23 protein-coding genes are annotated in these 23,454 nt (G+C 63.8%); 7 read left to right on the top strand and 16 right to left on the bottom strand.

Annotated features, from left to right (window positions below; translation table 11 throughout):
• Nucleotides 1–31: 31 nt before the first annotated feature.
• The 6 genes from phoB to pstS all read right to left on the bottom strand — a co-directional run bounded on the left by phoB (nucleotide 32) and on the right by pstS (nucleotide 5,286).
• Complete coding sequence (gene phoB / locus HND92_RS08255; protein ID WP_103737599.1) at nucleotides 32–739, bottom strand: phosphate regulon transcriptional regulator PhoB; 708 nt, start codon at nucleotides 737–739, stop codon at nucleotides 32–34.
• Nucleotides 740–755: 16 nt separating this feature from the next.
• Nucleotides 756–1,457, bottom strand: a complete 702-nt coding sequence (gene phoU, locus HND92_RS08250) for a phosphate signaling complex protein PhoU (RefSeq protein WP_011805574.1) — start codon at nucleotides 1,455–1,457, stop codon at nucleotides 756–758.
• A 14-nt stretch (nucleotides 1,458–1,471) separates the two neighbouring features.
• A complete protein-coding gene (gene pstB / locus HND92_RS08245) occupies nucleotides 1,472–2,254 on the bottom strand; it encodes a phosphate ABC transporter ATP-binding protein PstB (protein ID WP_011805575.1) in 783 nt (260 codons plus the stop codon).
• Between the two features lie 22 nt (nucleotides 2,255–2,276).
• Complete coding sequence (gene pstA / locus HND92_RS08240; RefSeq protein ID WP_011805576.1) at nucleotides 2,277–3,158, bottom strand: phosphate ABC transporter permease PstA; 882 nt, start codon at nucleotides 3,156–3,158, stop codon at nucleotides 2,277–2,279.
• Nucleotides 3,155–4,168 carry a phosphate ABC transporter permease subunit PstC gene (pstC, locus tag HND92_RS08235; protein WP_011805577.1) on the bottom strand — a complete coding sequence of 338 codons (1,014 nt, stop codon included), beginning with the start codon at nucleotides 4,166–4,168 and terminating at the stop codon, nucleotides 3,155–3,157. Before pstC ends, pstA begins: the two co-directional genes overlap by 4 nt.
• Nucleotides 4,169–4,245: 77 nt before the next feature.
• Nucleotides 4,246–5,286, bottom strand: coding sequence for a phosphate ABC transporter substrate-binding protein PstS (gene pstS, locus HND92_RS08230; RefSeq protein ID WP_011805578.1), 1,041 nt, complete (start codon nucleotides 5,284–5,286; stop codon nucleotides 4,246–4,248).
• A 200-nt stretch (nucleotides 5,287–5,486) separates the two neighbouring features.
• On the opposite strand from pstS, the gene HND92_RS08225 reads away from it, so the two are divergent.
• The 4 genes from HND92_RS08225 to HND92_RS19325 all read left to right on the top strand — a co-directional run bounded on the left by HND92_RS08225 (nucleotide 5,487) and on the right by HND92_RS19325 (nucleotide 9,209).
• Nucleotides 5,487–5,978 carry a fasciclin domain-containing protein gene (locus HND92_RS08225; protein ID WP_015913072.1) on the top strand — a complete coding sequence of 164 codons (492 nt, stop codon included), beginning with the start codon at nucleotides 5,487–5,489 and terminating at the stop codon, nucleotides 5,976–5,978.
• 31 nt (nucleotides 5,979–6,009) lie between these two features.
• Nucleotides 6,010–7,143, top strand: coding sequence for an ABC transporter substrate-binding protein (locus tag HND92_RS08220; RefSeq protein ID WP_172206705.1), 1,134 nt, complete (start codon nucleotides 6,010–6,012; stop codon nucleotides 7,141–7,143).
• An 84-nt stretch (nucleotides 7,144–7,227) separates the two neighbouring features.
• The gene (locus HND92_RS08215) at nucleotides 7,228–8,709 is read left to right on the top strand and encodes an exopolyphosphatase (RefSeq protein ID WP_172209208.1); all 1,482 of its coding nucleotides are present in this window, start codon (nucleotides 7,228–7,230) and stop codon (nucleotides 8,707–8,709) included.
• A gap of 242 nt (nucleotides 8,710–8,951) precedes the next feature.
• Nucleotides 8,952–9,209 (top strand): hypothetical protein, encoded by a 258-nt coding sequence (locus tag HND92_RS19325; RefSeq protein ID WP_253940122.1) that lies wholly within the window; start codon nucleotides 8,952–8,954, stop codon nucleotides 9,207–9,209.
• A 51-nt stretch (nucleotides 9,210–9,260) separates the two neighbouring features.
• Here the strand turns inward: HND92_RS19325 and HND92_RS08205 are convergent, their stop codons facing one another.
• The 3 genes from HND92_RS08205 to HND92_RS08195 all read right to left on the bottom strand — a co-directional run bounded on the left by HND92_RS08205 (nucleotide 9,261) and on the right by HND92_RS08195 (nucleotide 12,656).
• Entirely contained in the window at nucleotides 9,261–9,725 is a 465-nt protein-coding gene (locus HND92_RS08205) for a histidine phosphatase family protein (RefSeq protein WP_011805583.1), read from the bottom strand.
• Complete coding sequence (ppk1, locus tag HND92_RS08200; RefSeq protein WP_172206703.1) at nucleotides 9,722–11,704, bottom strand: polyphosphate kinase 1; 1,983 nt, start codon at nucleotides 11,702–11,704, stop codon at nucleotides 9,722–9,724. The genes HND92_RS08205 and ppk1 overlap by 4 nt, the downstream gene beginning before the upstream one ends.
• A gap of 115 nt (nucleotides 11,705–11,819) precedes the next feature.
• Nucleotides 11,820–12,656, bottom strand: a complete 837-nt coding sequence (locus HND92_RS08195) for a GNAT family N-acetyltransferase (protein ID WP_172206702.1) — start codon at nucleotides 12,654–12,656, stop codon at nucleotides 11,820–11,822.
• Between the two features lie 231 nt (nucleotides 12,657–12,887).
• On the opposite strand from HND92_RS08195, the gene HND92_RS08190 reads away from it, so the two are divergent.
• A complete protein-coding gene (locus tag HND92_RS08190) occupies nucleotides 12,888–15,110 on the top strand; it encodes an EAL domain-containing protein (RefSeq protein ID WP_172206701.1) in 2,223 nt (740 codons plus the stop codon).
• Nucleotides 15,111–15,177: 67 nt separating this feature from the next.
• Here the strand turns inward: HND92_RS08190 and glmM are convergent, their stop codons facing one another.
• The 4 genes from glmM to HND92_RS08170 form a co-directional block, all read right to left on the bottom strand.
• Nucleotides 15,178–16,512 (bottom strand): phosphoglucosamine mutase, encoded by a 1,335-nt coding sequence (gene glmM, locus HND92_RS08185; RefSeq protein WP_123676411.1) that lies wholly within the window; start codon nucleotides 16,510–16,512, stop codon nucleotides 15,178–15,180.
• Between the two features lie 12 nt (nucleotides 16,513–16,524).
• On the bottom strand, nucleotides 16,525–17,376 hold the full coding sequence (gene folP / locus HND92_RS08180; protein WP_011805588.1) for a dihydropteroate synthase: 852 nt from the start codon (nucleotides 17,374–17,376) through the stop codon (nucleotides 16,525–16,527).
• 71 nt (nucleotides 17,377–17,447) lie between these two features.
• The gene (gene ftsH / locus HND92_RS08175) at nucleotides 17,448–19,367 is read right to left on the bottom strand and encodes an ATP-dependent zinc metalloprotease FtsH (RefSeq protein ID WP_011805589.1); all 1,920 of its coding nucleotides are present in this window, start codon (nucleotides 19,365–19,367) and stop codon (nucleotides 17,448–17,450) included.
• Nucleotides 19,368–19,510: 143 nt separating this feature from the next.
• A complete protein-coding gene (locus HND92_RS08170) occupies nucleotides 19,511–20,173 on the bottom strand; it encodes an RlmE family RNA methyltransferase (RefSeq protein WP_172206700.1) in 663 nt (220 codons plus the stop codon).
• 77 nt (nucleotides 20,174–20,250) lie between these two features.
• Here HND92_RS08170 and HND92_RS08165 point away from each other — a divergent pair, with 77 nt between their 5' ends.
• Both HND92_RS08165 and HND92_RS08160 read left to right on the top strand, forming a co-directional pair.
• Entirely contained in the window at nucleotides 20,251–20,724 is a 474-nt protein-coding gene (locus HND92_RS08165; protein WP_011805591.1) for a YhbY family RNA-binding protein, read from the top strand.
• Nucleotides 20,725–20,735: 11 nt separating this feature from the next.
• A complete protein-coding gene (locus HND92_RS08160; RefSeq protein WP_103737594.1) occupies nucleotides 20,736–21,497 on the top strand; it encodes a glycosyltransferase in 762 nt (253 codons plus the stop codon).
• Between the two features lie 57 nt (nucleotides 21,498–21,554).
• On the opposite strand, the gene HND92_RS08155 is transcribed toward HND92_RS08160, so the two are convergent.
• From HND92_RS08155 to greA, 3 genes are read right to left on the bottom strand one after another with little or no spacing between them, the layout of a single operon-like run.
• Nucleotides 21,555–22,436, bottom strand: a complete 882-nt coding sequence (locus HND92_RS08155; protein WP_172206699.1) for a Kdo hydroxylase family protein — start codon at nucleotides 22,434–22,436, stop codon at nucleotides 21,555–21,557.
• 6 nt (nucleotides 22,437–22,442) lie between these two features.
• On the bottom strand, nucleotides 22,443–22,856 hold the full coding sequence (locus tag HND92_RS08150; RefSeq protein WP_172206698.1) for a DUF4149 domain-containing protein: 414 nt from the start codon (nucleotides 22,854–22,856) through the stop codon (nucleotides 22,443–22,445).
• A gap of 11 nt (nucleotides 22,857–22,867) precedes the next feature.
• Nucleotides 22,868–23,344 (bottom strand): transcription elongation factor GreA, encoded by a 477-nt coding sequence (gene greA, locus HND92_RS08145; RefSeq protein WP_011805595.1) that lies wholly within the window; start codon nucleotides 23,342–23,344, stop codon nucleotides 22,868–22,870.
• Between the last annotated feature and the right edge of the window lie 110 nt (nucleotides 23,345–23,454).

Raw genomic sequence — 23,454 nt, 5'->3', positions numbered from 1 at the left:
GAAAAAACACGGGAGCGAGGCACGCTCTCCGTTACGCCCGCATGAGTGCCTGCGGCTGCGCGGTGAGCCGGTATCCCGCTCCACGCACGGTCTCCACCATGGCGCCGCCCACACCCAATGCTTCGCGAAGGCGCTTCACGTGAACGTCCACCGTGCGCTCCTCGATGAAGACGTGGTCCCCCCAAATCTTGTCGAGCAGTTGCGCGCGGCTGTGCACGCGCTCCGGGTGCTTCATCAGGTAGTGCAGCAGCTTGAACTCTGTCGGCCCGACCTTGAGCTGCTGGCCCTGGTAGCTGACGCGATGCGTGGCCGCATCCAGCACCAGTTCACCAATAGAGACGCTGTCGCTGACCTGCTCGGGCGCACGCCGGCGCAGCACGGCGCGGATGCGCGCCAGCAGTTCCTGCGTGGAAAACGGCTTGGTGATGTAGTCGTCGGCGCCGGCATCCAGCCCGGCCACCTTGTCGGGCTCGTCACCGCGCGCCGTCAGCATGAGGATCGGGATCTGCTTGGTGCGGCTGTCGGCACGCCACTTGCGTGCCAGTTGCAGGCCACTTTGGCCCGGCAGCATCCAGTCCAGCAAGATGACATCGGGCAGCACCGCGTCCAGCTCGCGCTGCGCCGACTCGCCGTCTTCCGCCCAGATGGGCTGAAAGCCGTTGTGGCGCAGGTTCACGGCCACCAATTCTGCGATGGGGGACTCGTCCTCGACGATGAGTACCCGGGGAAGCTTCTTCATCGGTTCACCGCCTTTCTCAGGCCACGGCCGACTCGATCTCGTCCAGCGCCGTGTGGCGCACGTCCTTGCCCTTGACGAGATAGATGATCAGCTCGGCCACGTTCTTGGAATGGTCGCCGATGCGCTCGATGGCCTTGGCCAGGAACAGCAGGTCCAGGCTGGCGGAGATGGTGCGCGGGTCTTCCATCATGTAGGTGATGAGCTTGCGCACGAAACCGTCGAACTCCCGGTCGATGAGATCGTCTTCCTTCAGGATGGCAACAGCGGCCTTGGTGTCCAGGCGGGCAAACGCATCCAGCGCCTTGCGCAGGAGCCCCGAAGCCAGGTCGGCCGCCACACGCAGGTCGCTGGACGGTAGCGAACGGGCGGCCCCGCTTTCGATGATGGACTTGACCATGCGCGCCATGCGCGTGGCCTCGTCACCCATGCGCTCCAGATTGGCGATGGCCTTGGAGAAGGCCATCAGCAGGCGCAGGTCGCGTGCGGTGGGCTGGCGGCGCGCGATGACGGAAGCCAGCTCATGGTCGATCTCGACCTCCATGGCGTTCACGCGGCGCTCCAACTGCTCCACCTGTTCGACGGCTTCCAGGTTGAAGTGGGAAAGCGCATAGATGGCCTGGCGAATCTGCGACTCCACCAGGCCGCCCAGTTCCATGACGCGGGAGGAAATGTTGTTCAGTTCGCTGTCGAACTGTGAAGAAAGATGTTTGTCTGCCATGTCCCGTACCTCCATCAGCCGAAGCGGCCCGTGATGTAGTCCTCTGTCTCCTTGCGCTGCGGCTTGAAGAACATCTGCTCTGTGTCCCCGAACTCCACCAGGTCGCCCAAATACATATAGGCGGTGTAGTCACTGCAGCGCGCCGCCTGCTGCATGTTGTGCGTGACGATGACCACGGTGTAGTCGTCCTTCAGTTCAGCGATCAATTCCTCGATCTTGGCGGTCGAGATGGGGTCCAGCGCCGAGCAGGGCTCGTCGAGCAACAACACTTCCGGCTTGATGGCGATGCCGCGTGCGATGCACAGGCGCTGCTGCTGGCCGCCGGACAGGCCCGCGCCGCTCTGGTCCAGCTTGTCCTTGACCTCATTCCACAAGGCCGCCTTGCGCAGCGCCCATTCCACGCGGTCGTCCATGTCGCTCGCGCTCAGGCTCTCGAAAAGCTTCACGCCAAAGGCGATGTTGTCGTAGATCGACATGGGAAACGGCGTGGGCTTCTGGAACACCATGCCCACCTTGGCGCGGATCAGCGCCACGTCCTGCTTGCTGGTGAGCAGGTTCTCGCCGTCGAGGATGATCTGCCCCTCGGCGCGCTGCTCGGGATACAACTCGAACATGCGGTTGAAGGTGCGCAGCAGCGTGGATTTGCCGCAGCCCGACGGCCCGATGAAGGCGGTGACCTTCTTCTCGGGAATGTCGAGGTTGATGCTCTTGAGGGCATGGAACTTCCCGTAATAGAAGTTCAGGTCACGGACCGTGATCTTGGATTGCACGGGCGCGGAGGTCTTGGTGGAGGGCATGAATGTCTTCCGGAGGCAATAGTTACTTTTGGCGCGTGACCACGCGGGCCAGGATGTTCAGGCCCAGCACCGCAAGGGTGATGAGGAACACGCCAGCCCAGGCGAGCTGCTGCCAGTTCTCATAGGGGCTCATGGCGAACTTGAAGATGGTCACCGGCAAACTGGCCATGGGCTTGGACAGGTCGCCATTCCAGAACTGGTTGTTCAGTGCAGTGAACAGCAGGGGCGCCGTCTCGCCTGCGATGCGTGCCACCGCCAGCAATATGCCGGTGATCACGCCGGCGCGGGCCGCGCGCAGCGTCACCATGGTGATGACCTTCCATTTGGGCGTGCCCAACGCGTAGGCCGCCTCGCGCAGACTGGCCGGAACGAGGATCAGCATGTTTTCGGTGGTGCGGATCACCACGGGGATGACGATGAGCGCCAAGGCCATGATCCCGGCGTAGGCCGAGAAGCTCTTGAACTGGGCGACCACCACGGCATAAACAAACAAGCCGATCACGATGCTGGGTGCGGACAGGAGGATGTCGTTCACAAAGCGCGTCGTGGATGCCAGCCAGCCGCGTGCGTCGTATTCCGCAAGGTAGACGCCCGCCATGATGCCGATGGGCGTGCCCACGAACGTCGCCAGCAGCACCATGACGAAGGAACCGAAGATCGCGTTCGCGATACCACCGGCTTCGTTGGGCGGGGGCGTCATCTGCGTGAACAGCGCCACGCTCAGCCCGCCCACGCCCAGCCGGATGGTTTCCCACAGGATCCAGACCAGCCAGAACACGCCAAACGCCATGGCCAGAAGCGACAGCGTCAATGCGATCTGGTTCAGGCGCTTGCGCGACGCATAGCGCGCCTGGCGCACCTGGGCCAGCTCGGCCGCGGAGATGAGTTTCTGCGACGTGCTCATGCGCGGGCCCCTTCGTTCTTCTTGAGGCGCGCCAGCAGCAGCTTGGACAAGGCCAGCACCACGAAGGTGATGAAGAAGAGCACCAGTCCCAGATAAATCAACGACGCCTGGTGCAGGCCCTCGCCGGCTTCGGCAAATTCGTTGGCCAGCGCGGAGGTGATGCTGTTGGCCGCCTCGAACACGGACAGTGAATTCAGCTGGTTCATATTGCCGATCACGAAGGTGACGGCCATGGTCTCGCCCAGCGCACGGCCCAGCCCCAGCATGATGCCGCCCAGGACACCGGACTTGGTATAGGGCAGCACCACCTTCCACACCACCTCCCAGGTGGTGGAACCCAGGCCGTAGGCGGACTCCTTGAGCAGCGCGGGAGTGACCTCAAACACATCGCGCATGACCGACGCGATGAAGGGGATGATCATGATGGCCAGGATGATGCCGGCCGACAGAATGCCGATACCCACGGGCGGCCCCGACACCAGCGCGCCAAGGTAAGGCACGCCGTGGAACAGCGACTGCAGCGGCTGCTGCACATAAGTGGCAAGAATGGGGCCAAACACCATCAGGCCCCACATGCCGTAGACGATCGAAGGCACAGCCGCCAGCAGTTCGATGGCCGTTCCCAGAGGACGCTTGAGCCATGCAGGGGAAAGCTCCGTCAGAAACAGCGCAATGCCGAAACTGACCGGCACGGCGATCAACAGCGCGATGATGGAGGTCGTCAGGGTGCCATAGACCATCACCAGGCCGCCGTACTCGTTCTGCACGGGATCCCAGACGCTGCTCGTCAGGAAGCCCAGGCCGTACTGCTGGATCGATGGCCAGGCACCGTGCACGAGCGACGCCATGATGCCCAGCAAAAGCGCCAGGGTCAGCACGGCCGCGCCGCGCGCCAACCAGCCGAAGATGCGATCGGCAATCACGCCGGAAAACAGGGTGGTACGGGGCGGGGGTGAACCCCTGGATGCGCCAACAGCCGCATCAAGCGGCGGGGCCTCGTGGACGGGCATGGTACTGGACACGTCTGATTGCCTTGTAAAACAGGGGAACCGGTGGCCCACCCGGGAGGGCGGACCACCGTCTCAGCTTACTTCAGGGCGATGGATTTGCCCGAAGTGTCCTTGATCTCGCCCCACGACTTCATGATCACGGCCTTCACATTTTCCGGCATGGGCACATAGTCCAGATCGGATGCGGTCTTGTCGCCCGACTTGTATGCCCACTCGAAGAACTTCAGTACCGTAGCAGCCTGCACCGGCTTGTCCTGCGACTTCTGCATCAGGATGAAGGTGGCGGAGGTGAGCGGCCATGCATCCTTGCCGGGCTGGTTCGTCAGGATCTGGTAGAAGCTCTTGGTCCACTCCGCACCCGCGGCGGCGGCCTTGAAGGTGGCCTCATCAGGCGACACGAAGTTGCCAGCGCTGTTCTGCATCTGCGCGAACGTCAGCTTGTTTTGCTTCACGTAGGCGTACTCCACGTAGCCGATGGAGTTGGGCAGGCGTCCCACGAACGCGGCCACGCCTTCGTTGCCCTTGCCGCCCGCGCCGGTGGGCCAGTTCACGGCAGTGCCTTCGCCCACCTTGGCCTTCCACTCGGCGTTCACCTTGCTCAGGTAGTTGGTGAAACCGAAGGTGGTGCCGGAGCCATCGGCACGGCGCACCGGGGCGATGGCGGCATCAGGCAGGTTCAGGCCCGGGTTCAAGGCCTTGATGGCTTCGTCGTTCCACTTGGTGATCTTGCCCAGATAGATGTCGCCGAGCAGTTGACCGTTGAGCTTGAGTTGGCCGGGCTGAATACCCTTGATGTTCACCACGGGAACGATACCGCCGATCACGGTAGGGAACTGCACGAGCCCCTTCTTGGCCAGTTCTTCGTCTTTCAGGGGCGCATCGGAAGCGCCGAAATCAACCGTCTTGGCCTCGATCTGACGCAGACCGGCGCCCGAGCCGACAGACTGGTAGTTGATCTTGACGCCCGTGGCCTTGTTGTAGTCGGCCGCCCACTTGGAATACAGGGGTGCAGGGAAGCTGGCGCCAGCGCCCGTTGCTTCCTGCTGTGCCCAGGCGCCAGAAAACGCGCCCATTGCCACAACACCAGACACCAGAACGCGAATCGCGGAGAGTTTCATGGAAGAGACCTCTTGGTTGAAAAAACTCAATGCCGCGACTCTAGAAGCCGTTTGTGACATCACCGTGACATTCATTCTTGACCGTCATACACCGTCCGCAGCGCTGCCCCACTTCCTTGTCACGGAACTGTCGCACGGGGAACGTACGCTCCCGCCACCGACAACAGTCGGTAACAAACACACCTCTTCGGGAGAACCACATGTTCCGTCGCCTGACTCTTCAAACCACCCTGGCCCTCGCGATCGTCGCGACCCTGGGCGCCTGCTCTACCCCCGCGTCTGCCCCTAACACGGTGGGCGGCGTGGTTGCCAAGACCAAGAACCTCAGCACCTTCAACCAATTGGTCGCCGACGCAGGCATGGCAGCCACGCTGAACGGCTCCGGCCCCTACACGGTTTTCGCCCCCAGCGATGCAGCCTTCCAGGCGCTTCCTGCGAAGACGCGCGACGCCCTCAAGAACGACAAGGAACAGCTGAAGGCCGTGCTGAGCTATCACATCGTGCCGGCACACGTCACCGCAAGCGCCAAGGCCGGCAAGCTGAAGACCCTGCAGGGCTCGGACATTGCTCTGGCACGCGCCGCAGACTTTGTGACCGTGGAGGACGCCCTGGTGGAACAGGCCGACCTGAAGGCGGGCAACGGTGTCGTGCACGTGATTGATCGCGTGCTGGTGCCTCCCCGCAAGAAGTAAGCCGCTCCACGCCAACCTGTCCTTCCAGACCATGCATCCTCCCCTTTCTTGCAGCCTGCGATTGCAGCGGCGCGCCCTGTTGAAGGCGGCGGGCGCTGCCTGCGCCATCGGCGCAGCGGCATATGCGCCCGTGGCGCGGGCGCAGGAGCCACGCGCTCTCGCAGTCACACAGATCGTGGATCTGTCGCCACAGAACCAGGACGTCAGCCGTGACTTCCTGATCGGGTCCCGGGCTGCATGGACGGACCTGAACGCTCGTGGCGGCGGCATTCGCGGCCGCTCCGTCCAGCATGTGGTGGTGGAGACCGACGGGTCGGCTGCCGCAGTTCGCACGGCCTGGAAGGCGGCATACGACAACGCCGCGTGTGTGGCATTGTCCGGGTGCGTGGGGGACAGCACGGCGGCCGCCATCGCCACCCTTCAGACGGGCGAGGCCGCACTGGCCCACCTGGCACCCTGGCTCCTGCGGCAATGGAAGGACGACAGCGACACCGTCTTTCCCATCTTTCCCAATTACCGTGCCCAGATGACCCATGCCATTCGCTCTCTCGCGGTCATGGGAGTGCAACAGGCAGGTGCGGTCTACGCCAATGCGACACTCCAGCAGCAGTTGCAGGGTCTGGTCACCGAAGTGGGCAAGGCCATGGGGTTGCGCATCCAGCCCCTCTCGCCCCAGGAGCAACGCGGAATTCCCCCTGCCATCGTGCTGTTCATCGGGGGCACTCCGGAGCTTCACGAATATGTAAGACACCTGACCCTGCCCCAGGGCCGGCAATGCTATGTAGTGGCCCTTGCCGATGCGAATCTGCAGGTGCTGGCGCAGTTGGGTGGCATTCCGCGCGGCATTTCCGTCATCGCCACGCAGCCGGTTCCCTTGGTGTCGCACGGCATGTCCATCGTGCGCAACTACCGCGAGGTCATGGCCAAGCTCTACGACGAGCCCCCCTCGCCCCAGGGGCTGGCGGGCTTCATCGCCGCACGGTATACCGCAGAGGTGCTGCAGTCGGTGGCCGGGCCGGTCACACGCGCCAGCGTTCTCGCCGCGTTGCGTAAACGCGTGGAAATCCAGGTCGGCGGCTACCTGGTGGCCTACGAAGACAGACGCCTGGCCAATGCCCACGTCACACAAAGCATGCTCACGGCCGACGGACGCATCGTGGGATGAGACGTGGCCGCCCTGCAGTCGTTTTCTCCCCGGCGCCGATGCTATGCTGCACCGCTGGAAAACCTGCGCACAGCGTGCATCCCCATGCAAGATGGAATACTGCTGGCAGCCGTGGATCTGGGCTCCAATAGCTTTCGCCTGGAAATCGGCTGCCTCGAACACGGGCAGATCCGCCGTGTCGAATACCTGAAAGAAACCGTTCGCCAGGGCGGCGGTCTCGATGAGGACCGCAACCTCACGCAGGACGCCATGCAGCGTGGCTGGGATTGCCTTGCCCGGTTTGCAGAGCGGCTTGCGGGTTTTCCAGCCGCTCATGTCCGTGCGGTGGCGACGCAAACCTTGCGCGAGGCACGCAACCGGGAAGAATTCATTACCCGAGGAAGCCGGATTCTGGGCTTTCCCATCGACGTCGTATCCGGGCCTGAAGAGGCGCGGCTCATCTACCAGGGCGTGGCAAGACTGCTGCCGCAATCCGACGAAAAGCGCCTGGTCGTGGACATCGGCGGTCGCTCGACGGAATTGATTCTGGGGCAGCAGTTCACGCCAGGTACCGTGGCGTCCTACCGCGTGGGCAGCGTGGCTTGGTCTGCCCGCTACTTCGCTGACGGTTCCTTCACGCGCCACGCTTTCGAAGCCGCTGAGATCGCCGCCAAGGCCGTGCTGGACGAGGCGATGGACAGTTACCGGCGCCAGACGTGGGATGTGGCCTATGGCTCATCAGGCACCGTCGGGGCCGTTGGCTCCATCCTTGCTGCCGCTGGCGGTGAGGAGGGTGTGATCCGCCGGGAGGGCCTCGACTGGCTGCAGGACCAGCTGATGCGTGCGCGCCATGTAGACCGCCTGCGACTGGACGGCCTCAAGGACGACCGCAAGGCGGTGATTGGAGGGGGCGTCAGCATCGTGCGTGCGATCTTTGATCTGCTGGATATCGAACGCATGACCGTGGCCCAAGGCGCCCTGCGCCAAGGTGCCCTCTACGATCTTCTGGACCGCGACCAGCCCGAAACGGATTTGCGCTCAGCTACCGTGCGCTCGCTCATGCATCGTTTTACAGTGGACCACGCCCATGCCGAGCGCGTTGCCGAACTGGCCTGCCGCCTGTTCCGCGAGGCTTCCCCGCAAGGCAGCGAACGTGCCGCCCGCAAGCTCGGCTGGGCCGCCTGCCTGCACGAGATCGGATGCCGCATTTCACACAGCGACTACCACCATCACGGCGCCTACATCCTGGACCATACGGATGCAGCCGGCTTTGCCTTGCCCGAACTGCACCATCTGGGGCTCCTGGTGCTGGGCCACCGGGGGAAGGTGCGCAAGCTGGAAGCCGCGAATCTCGCCGATCCGGTCTTTGCCTTGCAGCTCATGTGCCTGCGCGCAGCAGTGGCCCTCTGCCACGCGCGGCGCCCTCCAGACGTAGAAGGTATCCATCTGCAGGTGGAAGGCCGCCGCTGTACCGTGCAGTCGCGCACCGGCTGGGCAGCGGCCTATCCGCAGTCTGCGCACCTGCTGCGGGAAGAATCCGATGCATGGCAAAAAACGCCATGGGAATTCGTGACCGAGCTTTCTTGATCTGATGGCGCCGCAACATAAAACGATATAAACTGTTTATATCGTTTTTCAGTCAGGCAAGGTATATGGCACGAACTCCCGCTACCGACACAGCGGCCCCGGCCGCGCAGGCCCCAGCTCCAGCTCCGGCAAAAGATCTGGCAACAGAAGCGCCAGCGGCTTCGCCGAAGAGGTCGCCGGCAAAGCCTTCCAGGGCACACGTAAAAGCGCCCCTCAAGGCGGCCACCAAGGCAGCACCATCTGTGGCCGACAAAGAAAAAGACATGAAGGCCAAGAAGCCCAAGCTGGTGCGCGATAGCTTCACCATCCCGAAGGACGAGTACGCCGTCATCGAAACGCTGAAGGAACGCACGGCCCGCTTGTCGACGCCTGCCAAGAAGAGCGAGTTACTGCGGGCCGGCCTCAAGGTATTGTCGCAACTGGACGATGCCACCCTGCAAAAGGCAATGCAGTCCATACCCGCCATCAAGACCGGGCGCCCTAAGTCGGACAAGAAATAGTCTGCTTTGCAAGGCAGGTTGGAAGATCGCCTGCCCTGTCCTGCGCTCCAGCTACAGGAATTCGGGCGATTGCACCGCAAGCAGGATGGTCTCGCTGGCATCCTGTCGTTGCCGATGGCGCAGCCACCATACGGCTCCCTTGCGGATGGAACATTCATCGGCACGCAAGCCCAGGAGCCGCGCCACCGTTTGCCCCAGCATCGGCTGATGGCCCACTACCAGCACGGCCCCCCGCGAACGCGGCCACTGGGCCAGTTCGAGTAGCTCATCGGGTTGTCCGCCGGGCAACAGTTCTGCACGCAGCTTGTATTTGCGGCCCAGTGCTTTTGCGGTCTGCTCAGTGCGCCGTGCGGGGCTGGCAAGCACGCGCAATCCGTCGGGCAGTTGGCGATCGAGCCACACCGCCATGCGTGCCGCCTGTTTTTCGCCACGCTGCGTCAGCGGCCGGTCCAGGTCGTCTTCGTTCTCACCGGCATTTTCCGCCTCGGCATGGCGCCAAAGTATGAGATCCGTCATGCGCTTTCTTTCCGGGGCATGGGCGCAGCTACGGGGGCGTAGCGCGCCATCAGGGCATTTTGGGCTCCCGCGCCATCCAGCACATGCGGCGCGCGGGAATAACTGCCATCGCTCTCCAGGCTCCACGCATCACGGTTGTCGTGCAGGTAGGCCACAAGGCATTCGTCAATGATGCGCTGGCGCAGCTTCTTGTCCGTCACCGGCCACGCCAGTTCCACGCGGCGCAGCATGTTGCGGTTCATCCAATCGGCGCTGGACAGGTAAAGGTCTTCCCGCGTACCGCTCTTGGCGACGATGCGGCCGCCCTCGCCGCGCTCAGCCGCCAGCCCTGCCTGCTCGATTTGCTCCAACAGAAACGAGTGCAGGTCGAAGGGCGCCATGACCAACTGCTTCAGCGGTGGCAGCCGGTTCTGATTGGCCAGATGGTCAAAGACGAGATCCATGTCCGCCGTCAGGTCCGCATCCGCCGTCAGATAGCTTAGATCGGTATAGAGCCGGGCCGTGCGTGGGTTGTAATTGCCAGTGGACAGGTGCCCGTAGCGCCGCAGGCGCCCTCCTTCGCGGCGCGTCACCAAGAGCATCTTGGCATGGGTCTTCAAGCCCACGACGCCATACACCACCTGCGCGCCGATGGACTCCAGCGCTTCGGCCCAGTTGATGTTGGCCTCCTCGTCAAAGCGTGCCTTCAGTTCCACGACTGCCGTCACTTCCTTGCCGCGACGCACCGCCTCACGCAGGAGCTCCATGAGTTCCGAATCCGAGCCCGTGCGATAGATGGTCTGCTTGATGGCCAGCACCTGCGGATCGTTGACCGCTTCGCGCAGGAATGCCAGCACTCCGTCAAAACTCTCGAAAGGCTGGTGGATGAGCAGGTCTCTGCGGCGCAGCTCCGCCATGATGGAGCTGGAGCGCGGCAACTGCACTGGCCATGCCGGGCGCCACGGAGGGAACAGCAAGGCTGGCACATTAATCAGTTCCACCATCTGCACCAACCGCACCAGGTTGACAGGGCCATGCACCCGGTACAGCGCCGCGGCAGGCAGAGCGAACTGGGATTGCAGGAATTCGGCCAGGAATCGCGAGCAACCGGAAGACACCTCCAGGCGCACCGCTTGACCGAAGTGCCGCTGCTGCAGTCCCTGCCGCAGGGCGGTGCGCAGGTTGCGCACGTCTTCCTCATCCACAGCGAGGTCCGAGTGACGGGTGACGCGGAACTGCGAAAATTCGTACACCTCGCGGCCCGGAAACAGGTCCACCAGGTGCGTGCGGATGATGCTGGAGAGGCTGACGAACTGCATGCCCGTGGGCGCCACATGTGCGGGCAGGCGCATGATGCGCGGCAATACGCGCGGCACCTTGACAATGGCGATCTCGTTTTCACGCCCGAAGGCATCGCTGCCGCGCAGGCGCACGATGAAGTTCAGGGATTTGTTCGCCACTTGGGGAAATGGGTGCGCCGGATCCAACCCCACCGGAATGAGCAGCGGGCGCACATCGCGCTGGAAATACTCACGCACCCACCGCCGCTGCGCCGCCGTGCGCTCGCCATGCGAGACCATGCGTATGCCCTGCGCGGCAAACGCGGGAATCAGCGAATGGTTGTACAGGGCGTATTGCCGCTCGACCAGATCGTGGGCTTTGCGTGCCAGCGCCTCAAACGAATGCAGGCTGTAGCCTTGCTTGGCTTCACCACCGTCCGCCGCGGCAAGATGGGCAGCGGCACGTACTTCGAAGAACTCGTCAAGGTTGGAAGAAACGATGCACAGGTAGCGCAGCCGCTCCAGCAGCGGCACGTCTTCCCGCATCGCCCAGTCCAGCACCCGTTCATTGAAAGCAAGAATGCTGTGGTCACGGTCCAGCAACGGCACGCCACCCACGGGAACCGGCAGAGCGGCGGCGGCCCCCTTCTTTTCCACGCCGGTATCCGGTTCCTCGTCGATCTGGCGAGAGACAGCGGACGGAGTCACGGAAGAGGACATGGGAGCACACAGAAGAAGAAGTGACTGCCAGTATTCGCCATGCCAATGACAAATTCATGACATTGACTTGTTTCTGTCATGCGTTGCTCGGGATACCTTTCCGAAGGCGTACTCGTCAATGTCCCAGGAAGTGCTTCCGGTAGCGAGGGGGCAGATCCACCAGGCGCATCAGCATGGGCAGGTCGGCCGTGTTGAAATCCGGGTCCCAGGCAGGCGCTCCCAGAATCTTGGCACCCAGGCGCAAATAGCCCTTGATCAACGCTGGCGGCTCCACATCCATGCTGCTGTCCAGGTGCTCGACAGGCAGCGGCAAGCGGGGCAAGACATGGTATTCGATGGGCGCGAGATGCGTCTGGCGCAATTGGTGCCAGATGCTGGCGGCCACGTCGCCCGTGACAATGCCGCCGTGCAGCATCGGGATGCTGGCGCAGCCGATCATCGTGTCCAGCCGGTTGCGGGCCATGAAGTCCGCCAGTGCGCCCCACAGCGCAAGAATGACGCCGCCATGGCGATGGTCGGGGTGAACGCAACTGCGGCCCAGTTCCACCATGCGCTCACGCAGGCCGCGCAGGCGCGTCAGGTCGAACTCGGTATCGCTATACGTGCTGCCCACGCGCTGGGCCTGCGCAGGCGTCAAGACCCGGTAGGTGCCGATCACTTGCCGCGACTGCGTGTCGCGCACCAGCAGATGCTCACAGTAGTCGTCAAAGAGGTCCACATCATGGCCGGGCAGCGCGGTCTGCAGACGTGCGCCCATTTCCGAAGCGAAGACATCGAATCTCAACCGCTGCGCTTCACGGACTTCATCGAGATGCCGCGCCCAGGCCACCTCCACACCGCCGTGCGACGCTGCACCGTGGCCCACACCTTCCGTGCTGCGTGGGCGGTGAAGTGACCCCCTGGGAAGGGTCACGGGGCTCAAGGGCATGGTGGGGTTCGGCAAGTCGCTCATTGGCACTCCTGATGTCGCAAGGACCACGCGTGCCTGCCCGAAGAGGCCGGAGCACCGCATTCCTTGGACATGACTGTGCATACGGCCCGTGACGGCGCGGTGTCGCCTTCGTGGCGACTTTGTGTCATGGGACGAACCCTGCCAAAAAGAGATGGCCGAAAACGTCCCGCCGCTAATACAATTTGCTACAAATCAGGATTTCCAACGTCACCATCTTCGGACTGCTGGTCCATGTCGCACCCGTCCACCGCCCTGGCGCAGGACCCAGGGCAGGTTTCTCCCGGGGCGATGCAGCGCGTCCTGCGGGAACAGCAGACCTTGCTGGACAGCGCGGGTGTCGGGATCGTGTTCATTCGCAACCGCGCTTTGGTGCGGTGCAACCAGCGCTGCGCCGAGATCTTCGGGCTACCCTCGCCCGAAGACGCGATTGGCCGAAGCAGCGAAGCCCTGCATCCAAGCCGGGGAGCGTTCCGCGAACTCGGCCGCGCCGCTTATCCGACCCTCGCGCGCGGTCAGGCGTATCGCACGGAGCGCCAGCTGAAACGCTGCGACGGCCAACTGTTCTGGGCGCACCTCACCGGGCGATTGATCAACCCCCGGGACAGCCGCGAAGGGTCCATCTGGATCATCGACGACATCGACGAGCAAAAGCGTGCTCAGGCGCAGTTGCAGGCGGCCTTGTGGGAAAAGCAGGTGCTGTTCGACAGTGCCATGGTGGGCATCGTCTTCCTGCAAGAGCGGCGCATGACACGGTGCAACCGCCATTTCGAGCAGATCCTGGGGTACGGCCCGGGCGAACTGGCAGGGTCCTCGTCGCGGCGGTGGTATTTGAGCGACGAAGACTGGCACGAGGCCGGGGTGCGCTGCTATGCGCCGCTGGTGCAGGGACAGGCCTTCGAAGGCCAGATGGTCTTGCGCACCCGCGATGGGCGCGCCATTGAATGTGAGGTACGCAGCAAGGCCGTCGATCCGTCGAATGTCGCGCAGGGCTCCATCTGGATCGTGATGGATGTGAGCGAGCGATTGCGCATTCAGAGGCAGCTCGCGGGCATGCATGGCGCACTGGAGCAGCAAGTGCGCGACCGCACGCGCGAGTTGCAGGAGACAGTGGGCAACCTGCACCGCGAGATCCAGGACCGTCAACGCGACCAGGAACGTATCTACTGGATGGCGCACTACGACGCGCTCACCGAACTGCCCAACCGCGTCCTTCTGGCCGAGCGCGGCCAGGACGCGATCCGCCACGCGCAAGAGTCCGGTGCGCCCCTGGCCGTGATGTTCCTGGACTTGGACAACTTCAAGCACGTGAACGACTCGCTGGGCCATCGCATCGGCGATGCACTGTTGGTGGAAATCGCACAGCGCCTGCGCACCACGGTGCGGCAAAGGGACACCGTGGCGCGCCTAGGGGGTGACGAGTTCGTGCTCCTGCTACCCGGCGCCAACGCGCAAGGCGCCGCCCGGGTTGCGGCCAAGATGCAGGAAGCAGCCCTGCAGCCGGTGCATATCCAGCACCATGAATTGTCGCTGGCCCTGTCCATGGGGATTGCGCTCTTTCCTGAGCATGGGAGCGATTTCGAGACCCTGATCCAGTCGGCCGATACCGCGATGTACCGCGCCAAGGCGGACGGACGCAACAGCTTCCGGTTCTTCACGCCCACGATGCAGGCGCAGTCGGCCCGAGCGCTGCAGTTGACCAACGCGCTGCGGCGGGCTCTGGAGCGCAACCAGTTGTCGCTGCATTACCAACCCCAGGTGTCCATCGCGACGGGCCGAGTCTGCGGCGTGGAGGCGCTGCTGCGCTGGCATCACCCAGAGCTGGGTGCGGTATCGCCGGCAGAATTCATTCCGGTGGCAGAAGACACTGGGCAAATCCTGCCCATTGGCGAGTGGGTGCTGCGCACGGCGCTGGCGCAGTTGCGCACCTGGCATAGCCAGGGACTTCCGGCCCTGACGATGGCAGTGAATCTGTCCGCCGTGCAGTTCCGCCAGCCGCAGTTGCTGGAGCTGGTGGACCGGCTCCTCGCCGAGTACGGAGTGCAGCCCCACCTGCTGGAGCTGGAACTGACCGAGAACGTGGCCGTCGCGGACCCCCACGCCGCGATCGCGACGATGGACCAGCTCCACGCCAAAGGCGTGCGCCTGTCGATGGATGACTTTGGTACCGGCTATTCGTCGCTGAGCCATCTCAAGCGATTCCAGATCTACCGGCTGAAGATCGACCAGTCCTTCGTGCGCGACCTGGACCATGACGGCAACGACCGCGCCATCGTCAGCGCCATCATCCGCATGGCGCAGGCGCTGGGCATGCGCACCACGGCCGAGGGGGTAGAAACCGCCCATCAGCTGACGTTCCTGCGCGAACAGGGCTGTGATGAAGCCCAGGGTTTCTATTTCAGCCGGCCCCTGGGGGCCCCGCATCTGCAACAGTATCTGCTGCAGCGCCCTGCCTGATTGAACACTCAAAAGTGCCTGTAGCGCCCGTCTATCAAGCGCAAGCAGCTACACTAACAATAGCAAATCAGCCCGCACGCGCCGCGTCTGCCATGCGTTGTGCGCAGCGGTTCGCCTGCTCGGCCTCACGTGCCTCCACCATCACGCGCAACAGTGGCTCCGTGCCGCTGGCGCGTACCAGCACGCGGCCATGGGCGCCCAATTCGGCCTCTGCGTCGCGGATGGCATCCGCGAGCACAGGGTTGGTTTTCCAGTCCTGTCCCGGGTTCAAGCGCACATTGAGCAACACCTGAGGAAACAACGGTACGTCCGCGAGCAGCTGTGCCAGCGTTTTGCCGCTGCGCACGCACGCCTGCAACACCTGCAACGCGCTGATCAGGCCATCGCCCGTGGTGTGCCGGTCCAGCGCGAGCAGGTGGCCCGAGCCCTCCCCGCCCAACAGCCAATGCTGGCGCTGGAGTTCTTCCAGCACATAGCGGTCCCCTACCTTGGCGCGCATGAATTTCACGCCGCGCCGCTGCAGGGCTTCTTCCACGGCCATGTTGGTCATCAAGGTGCCGACTACGCCGGGCACATGCTCGTCGCGCGCCAGCCGGGCGGCGACCATCACGTAGAGCAGTTCGTCACCGTTGAAAAGCCGCCCCGCCGCATCCACCATTTGCACGCGGTCCGCGTCGCCGTCCAGCGCAATGCCGTAGTCAGCATGGTTGGCACGCACGGCTCGCACCAGCGCGTCCGGATGCGTGGCGCCCACCTGATGGTTGATGTTGAGCCCATCGGGCGCGCACCCGATCGCCAGGACCTCGGCCCCCAGTTCATGGAACACCTTGGGCGCGATGTGATAAGCCGCGCCATGTGCGGCATCCACGACGATCTTCAGGCCCCGCAGGGTGAGGTCGTTGGCAAAAGTGCTCTTGCAGAATTCGATGTAACGGCCGGCGGCGTCATCCAGCCGTCGCGTCTTGCCCAGCGATGCGGAATCGGCCCACACGGGCGGTTGCTCCAGGGCGGCTTCCACCTCTTCTTCCCATGCGTCGGGCAGCTTGGTGCCTTGCGCACTGAAGAACTTGATGCCGTTGTCGGGGTATGGATTGTGGCTGGCGCTGATGACCACGCCCAGGCTCGCACGCTGGGCACGCGTGAGGTAGGCCACGCCCGGCGTGGGCAGCGGCCCCAGCAGCACGACATCCACACCCGCCGAGTTGAAGCCCGATTCCAGCGCGCTTTCCAGCATGTAGCCGGAGATGCGCGTGTCCTTGCCGATGAGCACCGTGGGACGCTCCTGCGTGCGGCGCAGCACGCGCCCTACCGCATGTGCCAAGCGCAGCGCGAAGTCGGGGGTGATGGGCGACTGCCCCACCGTGCCGCGGATGCCATCGGTGCCGAAATACTTGCGGGTCATGAAATTCCTTGATTACTGGGAAATGGCGGCGCCGGTGTCCTGCTGCCGCATCGCGCTCCACACCGCCAGCGCCGCCACGGTCTCGCGTACGTCATGCACACGCACCACCCGCGCACCGCGCTCCACGGCAAGCACGGCCGCGGCAACGCTTGGTGCCATGCGTTCGTGCACAGGCAGGCCAGTGACGGAACCGATGGACGATTTGCGCGACCAGCCGGCCAGCAACGGGTAGCCCAAGGCCAGGAGCTCGGGCTGGCGGGCCAGCAGGGCGAAATTTTGCTCGACTGTCTTGCCGAACCCAATGCCATAGTCGAGTACGATGCGGGCCTTTTCCACGCCCAGCGCTTGCAGTTCCTGCGCTGAGCGCTCCAAAAAATAGAGCACTGACGGCACCACATCTTCCTCCATGGGCGTGGCCTGCATGGTCTGCGGGTCCCGGTGCATATGCATCAGGCACACGCCGCAGCGCGGATGGGCGGCGACGATCCCGGCCGCCCCTGGCTGGCGCAACGCCCAGATGTCGTTGACGATGTCCGCCCCCAGGTCCAGCACCGCCTGCATGACCTGGGGCTTGTAGGTGTCGACCGAGACTGGCACCCCCAGGCGCACCGCCTCCACCACCAGCGGCACGACGCGCGCCAGCTCTTGCTCCAGCGGCACCGCCGGGCTACCCGGGCGCGTGGATTCACCGCCGATGTCCAGGATATCCGCGCCATCCTTGATCAGCTGCTCGCAGTGCCGCAACGCTCCCCGGGTATCGACATGCCGGCCGCCGTCTGAGAAGGAATCTGGGGTGACGTTGACGATCCCCATGACCTGGGGACGCGTGAGGTCCACGTCGAAACGTGTGGTTTGCCAGCGCATGCGTGAGTGAGTGAGAGCCGTGAAATACAGAAAACGGGGCGCGAGGCCCCGTTCTTCATGCCAAACCGCTGTCAGGCGGCGGAGGGCGCCGGGTCCGGCTTGACGGCCGGAGTGCCCCCGCTGGAACCATCACCACCCGAAGGAGGGGTGCGCGGCGTCCAGTCCTTGGGCGGGCGAGGTGCCCGGCCGGCCATGATGTCGTCCAGCTGTTCGGCATCGATGGTTTCCCACTCCAGCATGGCCTTCGCCATGGCGTGCATCTTGTCCTGGTTCTCTTCGATCAGGCGGCGTGCCAATCCGTACTGCTCGTCGATGATGCGACGCACCTCGGCATCCACCTTCTGCATGGTTTCTTCGGAGATATTGGTGGTCTTGGTCACCGAACGGCCCAGGAACACTTCGCCTTCGTTCTCCGCGTACACCATGGGCCCCAGGGCCTCGCTCATGCCGTAGCGCATCACCATGTCGCGCGCGATGGACGTGGCGCGTTCGAAGTCATTGCTGGCTCCCGTGGTCATCTGGTTCATGAACACTTCTTCGGCAATGCGCCCGCCGAACAGCATGGCGATCTGGTTCAGCATGTACTCCTTGTCGTAGGAGTAGCGGTCCTTCTCGGGCAGGCTCATGGTCACGCCCAGCGCGCGGCCGCGCGGAATGATGGTGACCTTATGTACCGGGTCGCACTTCGGCAACAACTTGCCGATCAGCGCATGGCCTGCTTCGTGGTAGGCCGTGTTGCGGCGCTCTTCCTCGGGCATGACCATGGTCTTGCGCTCGGGGCCCATGATGATCTTGTCCTTGGCCTTCTCGAAGTCCTGCATCTCCACGGTGCGCGCATTGCGCCGTGCAGCCATCAACGCTGCTTCGTTGCACAGGTTGGCCAAGTCTGCGCCGGACATGCCGGGCGTTCCGCGCGCGATGATGGCGGGGTTCACATCCTGCCCCACCGGGATCTTGCGCATGTGCACGCCCAGGATCTGCTCGCGGCCGCGAATGTCGGGCAGCGTCACATACACCTGGCGGTCGAAACGGCCGGGACGCAGCAATGCAGCGTCCAGGATGTCGGGACGGTTGGTCGCAGCCACGACGATCACGCCCAGGTTGGTCTCGAAGCCATCCATCTCGACCAGCATCTGGTTCAGCGTCTGCTCGCGTTCGTCATTGCCACCCCCCAGGCCCGCGCCACGCTGGCGGCCCACGGCGTCGATTTCATCGATGAAGATGATGCAGGGGGCGTTTTTCTTGGCGTTTTCGAACATGTCGCGTACACGCGCCGCACCCACGCCAACGAACATTTCCACGAAGTCGGAGCCCGAGATGCTGAAGAAAGGCACCTTGGCTTCGCCAGCAATGGACTTGGCCAACAGCGTCTTGCCGGTGCCCGGAGGGCCGACCAGCAACAGGCCACGCGGGATGCGGCCACCGAGCTTCTGGAATTTCTGCGGGTCTTTCAGGAAGTCGACCACTTCCTTCACCTCTTCCTTGGCCTCGTCGCAGCCCGCCACGTCCGCGAAGGTGACGGTGTTGTTGTTTTCGTCCAGCATGCGCGCCTTCGATTTTCCGAAGCTGAAGGCACCACCCTTGCCGCCGCCCTGCATCTGGCGCATGAAGTACACCCACACGCCGATCAGCAGCAGCATGGGGCCCCAGCTGACCAGCAGGGTCATGAGCAGCGAGCCTTCTTCGCGCGGCTTGACGTCGAACTTGACGTTGTTGTTGATCAGGTCGCCCACGAGGCCGCGGTCGAGGTAGGTGGCCGTGGTGCGGATGCGGCGGTCATCATTGGTGACCGCCACGATCTCGGTGCCGCCCTGCCCTTCCTGGATGGTCGCGCTCTTGATGCGGTTGCTGCGCACCTCTTCCAGGAATTCCGAATAGCCGATGGTTCCGGCGCCCGCGCCCGCACGGGTGTCAAATTGTTTGAACACCGTAAAGAGCACCATGGCAATGACCAGCCAGACGGCGACTTTTGAAAACCACTGATTGTTCAAGCGGAACTCCAGATTCAGAAGTGGGAGGCCGGCCACGACACTGTCATGGAAACGTCCTAACGCAATTGGGGTTCATTTTAGGCGTTTCAACCCGCCAGCACCGCCCATTAACCCCGGCACAGGCCATGGTCAAGGCGCTGCGGTCAACCTTGACGCTTGAGCCCCATGCCCACCAGAAAGGTCTCCGATGATTTGTCGCGCGAGGCCTTGGGCTTCATCGGCTTGACCACGCGAAAGGTGTCCTTGAAGAGTTGCACCAGCTGGGAGTAACCGCTGCCGTGGAACAGCTTCACAACCAGTGCCCCCTCAGGCTTCAGATGGTGCACGGCAAAGTCCACCGCCAGCTCGATCAGGTGCGCGATACGCACGGCATCCACCGACTCCACGCCCGACAGATTGGGCGCCATATCCGACACCACCACATCCACGGGCCGCCCTTGCACGGCCTCCTGCAAGCCTGCCAGCACCTCTTCCTCCCGAAAATCCCCCTGTAAAAAGGTGACGCCTTCAATCGGCTCCATCGGCAGGATGTCCAGCGCGATGATGACGCCGTTGAGTTGCCCCACGGCAGCCCCGTCCGGCGACAGCCGCCGGCGCACATACTGGCTCCAGGCCCCCGGAGACGACCCGAGATCCACCACCACATGGCCGGGCTTGATCAGCCCGAGCTGTTCGTCGATCTCCTTGAGTTTGTAGGCGGCGCGTGCGCGGTAGCCCTCCTTCTGGGCGAGCTTGACGTAGGTGTCGTTGACATGGTCGTGAAGCCATGCCTTGTTCACCTTCTTGCTTTTGGTCTGGGCTTTCATGGATAGATCGGTGCGCCGCCCCGGATCGGGGGACAGCAGTATGCCGGCCATTGCCGGGGCGTTGAGATAATACGGGTATGCCTCAAATTCAACTGACTCCCGCCGAGCGCCGGGAACACCGCGCCAATGCCCACCATCTGGACCCCGTGGTCCTGATCGGTGGCGACGGACTTACGGCCGCCGTTCAAAAGGAGATCGATGCCGCACTCAAGGCCCATGGCCTCATCAAGGTGCGCGTCTTCAACGACGACCGCGCCGCACGCGAGGAGATGTATCAGCAACTGGCCGATGCGCTGAACGCCGCACCCATCCAGCATATCGGCAAGCTGCTGGTGCTGTGGCGGCCCATTCCTGCGAAAGAGAAAGCCATCGACGAAGACCGCATGCCCGGTCCCCGCGATGTGAAGGTACTCAAGTTCAGCAAGCGCGGCGGCCAGCGCCCCGAGGTCAAGCAACTGCGTGTGCTGGGTAACCAGCGTCTGACGCCTGGCGGGCAGATCAAGCGTGCCAAGCCCAAGCAGAAGTCGGTGAAAAAACGCCAGGCCGATTGACCCTAGATCCCATGAACGCACCGCAGCAGCACCAGCGCCACATCCTTTGCATGAAGTGGGGCACGAAATATGGCCCCGAGTACGTCAACCGTCTTTACGCCATGGTGCGCCGCCACCTGAGTGGCGAGTTCAACTTCGTCTGCCTCACGGACGACGATGCAGGCATACGCCCCGAGGTGCAGTGCCTGCCCATCCCGCCGCTGAATCTGCAGCTGGCCCCCGGCCAGCGGGACGGCGCCTGGAAAAAGCTCACGACCTTTGAGGCCGACCTGCACGGCCTGCGCGGCACAGCGCTGTTCCTCGACCTCGACGTGGTGATCGTGGGCGGGCTGGATCCCTTCTTCGAGCAGCCGGGTGAATTTCTCATCATCCACGACTACCCCCGTTTCTGGCGCTTTGGCCAGCGGATCACGGGCAACTCCTCGGTCTACCGCTTTGAACTGGGCGCGCATGCCGATGTGCTGGCGTACTTTCGCACGCACATGGACGAGGTGCAGGCCAGCTATCGCAACGAGCAGGCCTTTCTGTCACGCTTCCTGCATGCCCAGGGCAAGCTGTCGTACTGGCCTGAAGGCTGGTGCCCGAGCTTCAAGTACGACGGCATTCCCGCGTGGCCGAGCAACTACTGGCGCGAGCCCTTCGTGCCCGAAGGCGCACGCATCATGATCTTCCACGGCGAATGCAATCCGCCGGATGCGCTGGAGGGACGGCGCAACAAGCGCTTTCACCACATCCAGCCCGCACGCTGGGTGGCGCGCCACTGGCGCGAATGACGAGGTCACCCCGCCATGAAGCGGGGCGGACAGGAACCGTCAGCGCCAAGGCGCCGGTTAGGCCGTCGGAACGCCGTGCAACGGCCGGCCCGTCAATCGCGTGAGGATCGCCAAGGGGCTCGCTTCCCGGTCATACCCATGCGACGCGGGCAGGTGCAATGTCTGCTCCAGCATGTATTGGCCGGACATGACCGCATGCGTGGCTTGGTCCGAAAAGCACATCCATACCGAACCCGCCGGAAACGGCACCGTTTCCTGCGGACTGGTGCGCTGGTACTCCAGGTCGCCCTTCATGCCGTCGTGCAGTTGCAGCATCAGGTGGTCGTACTCGCTGCGAAAGGACTTGGTCACACGCAGCGCCTGCAGCACCTTGGCCTGCCACGCCGAATACGGCTTGGCGCGTGGCAGGAACTTACGCGCCATGGCTTCGAAGGGCTCACCCACGCGCCACACACGGGGCGCCCCGTCGGGGTTGACGTTGGCAAACACGCGCAGGATGCGTTCGCCATAGTTGGGACGCGAGGGGAACGCATCCACGTGCAGCCGCCGGTCGTCGGCCCGCCAGGATTGCTGGCGGCTTTCCACCTGCATCGGCCGGTAGCTGGTGGGGGCCAGTCGCAGCGCAGAGGTGTAATGCGGCAGCAGTGCCTCGATCAAGCCCAGCGCCTGCGCCCGAAAGCGCGTGATCATGGCCGTCAACTGCGCCTGGGTGGCGGCGTCGCCCACCGCGCCCTTCAGGCTGCCGTCGACATTCAGGCTGATGTTGCGCGCACCAGGGTCGCGGATGTCAGGCCGCAGCAGGGCGCGCTCGTCAGGCTGCACCTCGAAGGCGAGGTTGGGAAAGAACAGCACCTTGCCGCCCTCCAGCGCAGCGCGCCAGGCGTCGGTCCCCGGTACCGACCAATCACGGGATTCGATGCGTACGACCTGGGATTCCATGCTCGCTCACCCTCCTTGCCTGGCAGTTTTCCACAACGTGATGCCCGCGCAGAGCCATTGCACCAGATACATGGCACTGCCCACGCTGTGCCACAGCCGCAGGTTCTGGCGCGCCACGATGCGCGGCGCCACGCCATATTGCACCAGCAAGGCCAGCAGCAGGCCGAGGATCACAAAAACCATAGCTGCTCGCGCCCACTGCTCCTCGGTTTCCGCGTGTTTTCTTTTGGAAAGCACCAACAGACAAGCGCAACACGCTATCGAAATATAAGTCTGCGCCTCGAACAAACGGGCTGCCATCTGCCCCGCCACACTCGGCGTGGGCAGGTGGACGAACAGCATCGGCACGGCCACGAAGCCCATGGCCGAGAGGCTACCCCACCACAGGGCCGCAGCCAGCACGGGCAGGCGTTCGCGCATGGCGTGCACCCTCAGATGTAGCTGACGGCCACCACTTCGTAGCGCCGCACGCCCCCAGGCGCCTGCACCTCGGCCGTGTCGCCCTCTTCCTTGCCGATGAGCGCGCGCGCGATCGGGCTGGAAACATTGATCAGGCCGTGCTTCAAGTCGGCTTCGTCCTCGCCCACGATCTGGTACTTCACGGCGTCGCCCGTATCCTCGTCCTCCAGCTCCACCGTGGCGCCGAAGACCACGCGACCGCCGGCGTCCAGCGCCGAGGGGTCGATGATCTGGGCCGCCGACAGCTTGCCTTCGATCTCCATGATGCGGCCTTCGATGAAGCCCTGGCGGTCCTTGGCGGCTTCGTACTCGGCGTTTTCGCTCAGATCGCCCTGCGCGCGCGCCTCCGCAATGGCGCTGATCACGGCGGGCCGCTCGACGGTCTTGAGGCGGTGCAGTTCCTCCTTGAGTTTCTCTGCGCCGCGCTTGGTGATGGGAATGGTGGCCATGGGTCAGTCTCCAGATTCCAGATGCAAAAAGCAAACCGCCGCGCGTTGCCGCGCGGCGGTCTCACAAATCAAGGGCGATTATGCCGCGTTTGCCGCGGCGGTCATCCCCT

The sequence above is a fragment of the Diaphorobacter sp. JS3050 genome, assembly GCF_013154915.1.
GTDB lineage: Bacteria > Pseudomonadota > Gammaproteobacteria > Burkholderiales > Burkholderiaceae_C > Diaphorobacter > Diaphorobacter nitroreducens.
Note: the sequence above shows the minus strand (reverse complement) of the source record. Positions and strands in the feature narration are given on the sequence as shown.

Bases quoted from the DNA above. Each gene is read 5' to 3' on its own strand.
- HND92_RS08190 (WP_172206701.1), top strand. From the start codon at position 12,888: ATGTCGCACCCGTCCACCGCCCTGGCGCAGGACCCAGGGCAGGTTTCT.
- HND92_RS08215 (WP_172209208.1), top strand. From the start codon at position 7,228: ATGCAAGATGGAATACTGCTGGCAGCCGTGGATCTGGGCTCCAATAGC.
- HND92_RS08225 (WP_015913072.1), top strand. From the start codon at position 5,487: ATGTTCCGTCGCCTGACTCTTCAAACCACCCTGGCCCTCGCGATCGTC.
- HND92_RS08150 (WP_172206698.1), bottom strand. From the start codon at position 22,856: ATGCGCGAACGCCTGCCCGTGCTGGCTGCGGCCCTGTGGTGGGGTAGC.
- pstA (WP_011805576.1), bottom strand. From the start codon at position 3,158: ATGAGCACGTCGCAGAAACTCATCTCCGCGGCCGAGCTGGCCCAGGTG.
- HND92_RS08155 (WP_172206699.1), bottom strand. From the start codon at position 22,436: ATGGAATCCCAGGTCGTACGCATCGAATCCCGTGATTGGTCGGTACCG.
- HND92_RS08220 (WP_172206705.1), top strand. From the start codon at position 6,010: ATGCATCCTCCCCTTTCTTGCAGCCTGCGATTGCAGCGGCGCGCCCTG.
- glmM (WP_123676411.1), bottom strand. From the start codon at position 16,512: ATGACCCGCAAGTATTTCGGCACCGATGGCATCCGCGGCACGGTGGGG.
- phoU (WP_011805574.1), bottom strand. From the start codon at position 1,457: ATGGCAGACAAACATCTTTCTTCACAGTTCGACAGCGAACTGAACAAC.
- ppk1 (WP_172206703.1), bottom strand. From the start codon at position 11,704: ATGTCCTCTTCCGTGACTCCGTCCGCTGTCTCTCGCCAGATCGACGAG.
- HND92_RS08160 (WP_103737594.1), top strand. From the start codon at position 20,736: ATGAACGCACCGCAGCAGCACCAGCGCCACATCCTTTGCATGAAGTGG.
- pstB (WP_011805575.1), bottom strand. From the start codon at position 2,254: ATGCCCTCCACCAAGACCTCCGCGCCCGTGCAATCCAAGATCACGGTC.
- greA (WP_011805595.1), bottom strand. From the start codon at position 23,344: ATGGCCACCATTCCCATCACCAAGCGCGGCGCAGAGAAACTCAAGGAG.
- HND92_RS08205 (WP_011805583.1), bottom strand. From the start codon at position 9,725: ATGACGGATCTCATACTTTGGCGCCATGCCGAGGCGGAAAATGCCGGT.
- pstS (WP_011805578.1), bottom strand. From the start codon at position 5,286: ATGAAACTCTCCGCGATTCGCGTTCTGGTGTCTGGTGTTGTGGCAATG.
- HND92_RS08195 (WP_172206702.1), bottom strand. From the start codon at position 12,656: ATGAGCGACTTGCCGAACCCCACCATGCCCTTGAGCCCCGTGACCCTT.
- HND92_RS08165 (WP_011805591.1), top strand. From the start codon at position 20,251: ATGCCTCAAATTCAACTGACTCCCGCCGAGCGCCGGGAACACCGCGCC.
- folP (WP_011805588.1), bottom strand. From the start codon at position 17,376: ATGCGCTGGCAAACCACACGTTTCGACGTGGACCTCACGCGTCCCCAG.
- phoB (WP_103737599.1), bottom strand. From the start codon at position 739: ATGAAGAAGCTTCCCCGGGTACTCATCGTCGAGGACGAGTCCCCCATC.
- HND92_RS08170 (WP_172206700.1), bottom strand. From the start codon at position 20,173: ATGAAAGCCCAGACCAAAAGCAAGAAGGTGAACAAGGCATGGCTTCAC.
- pstC (WP_011805577.1), bottom strand. From the start codon at position 4,168: ATGCCCGTCCACGAGGCCCCGCCGCTTGATGCGGCTGTTGGCGCATCC.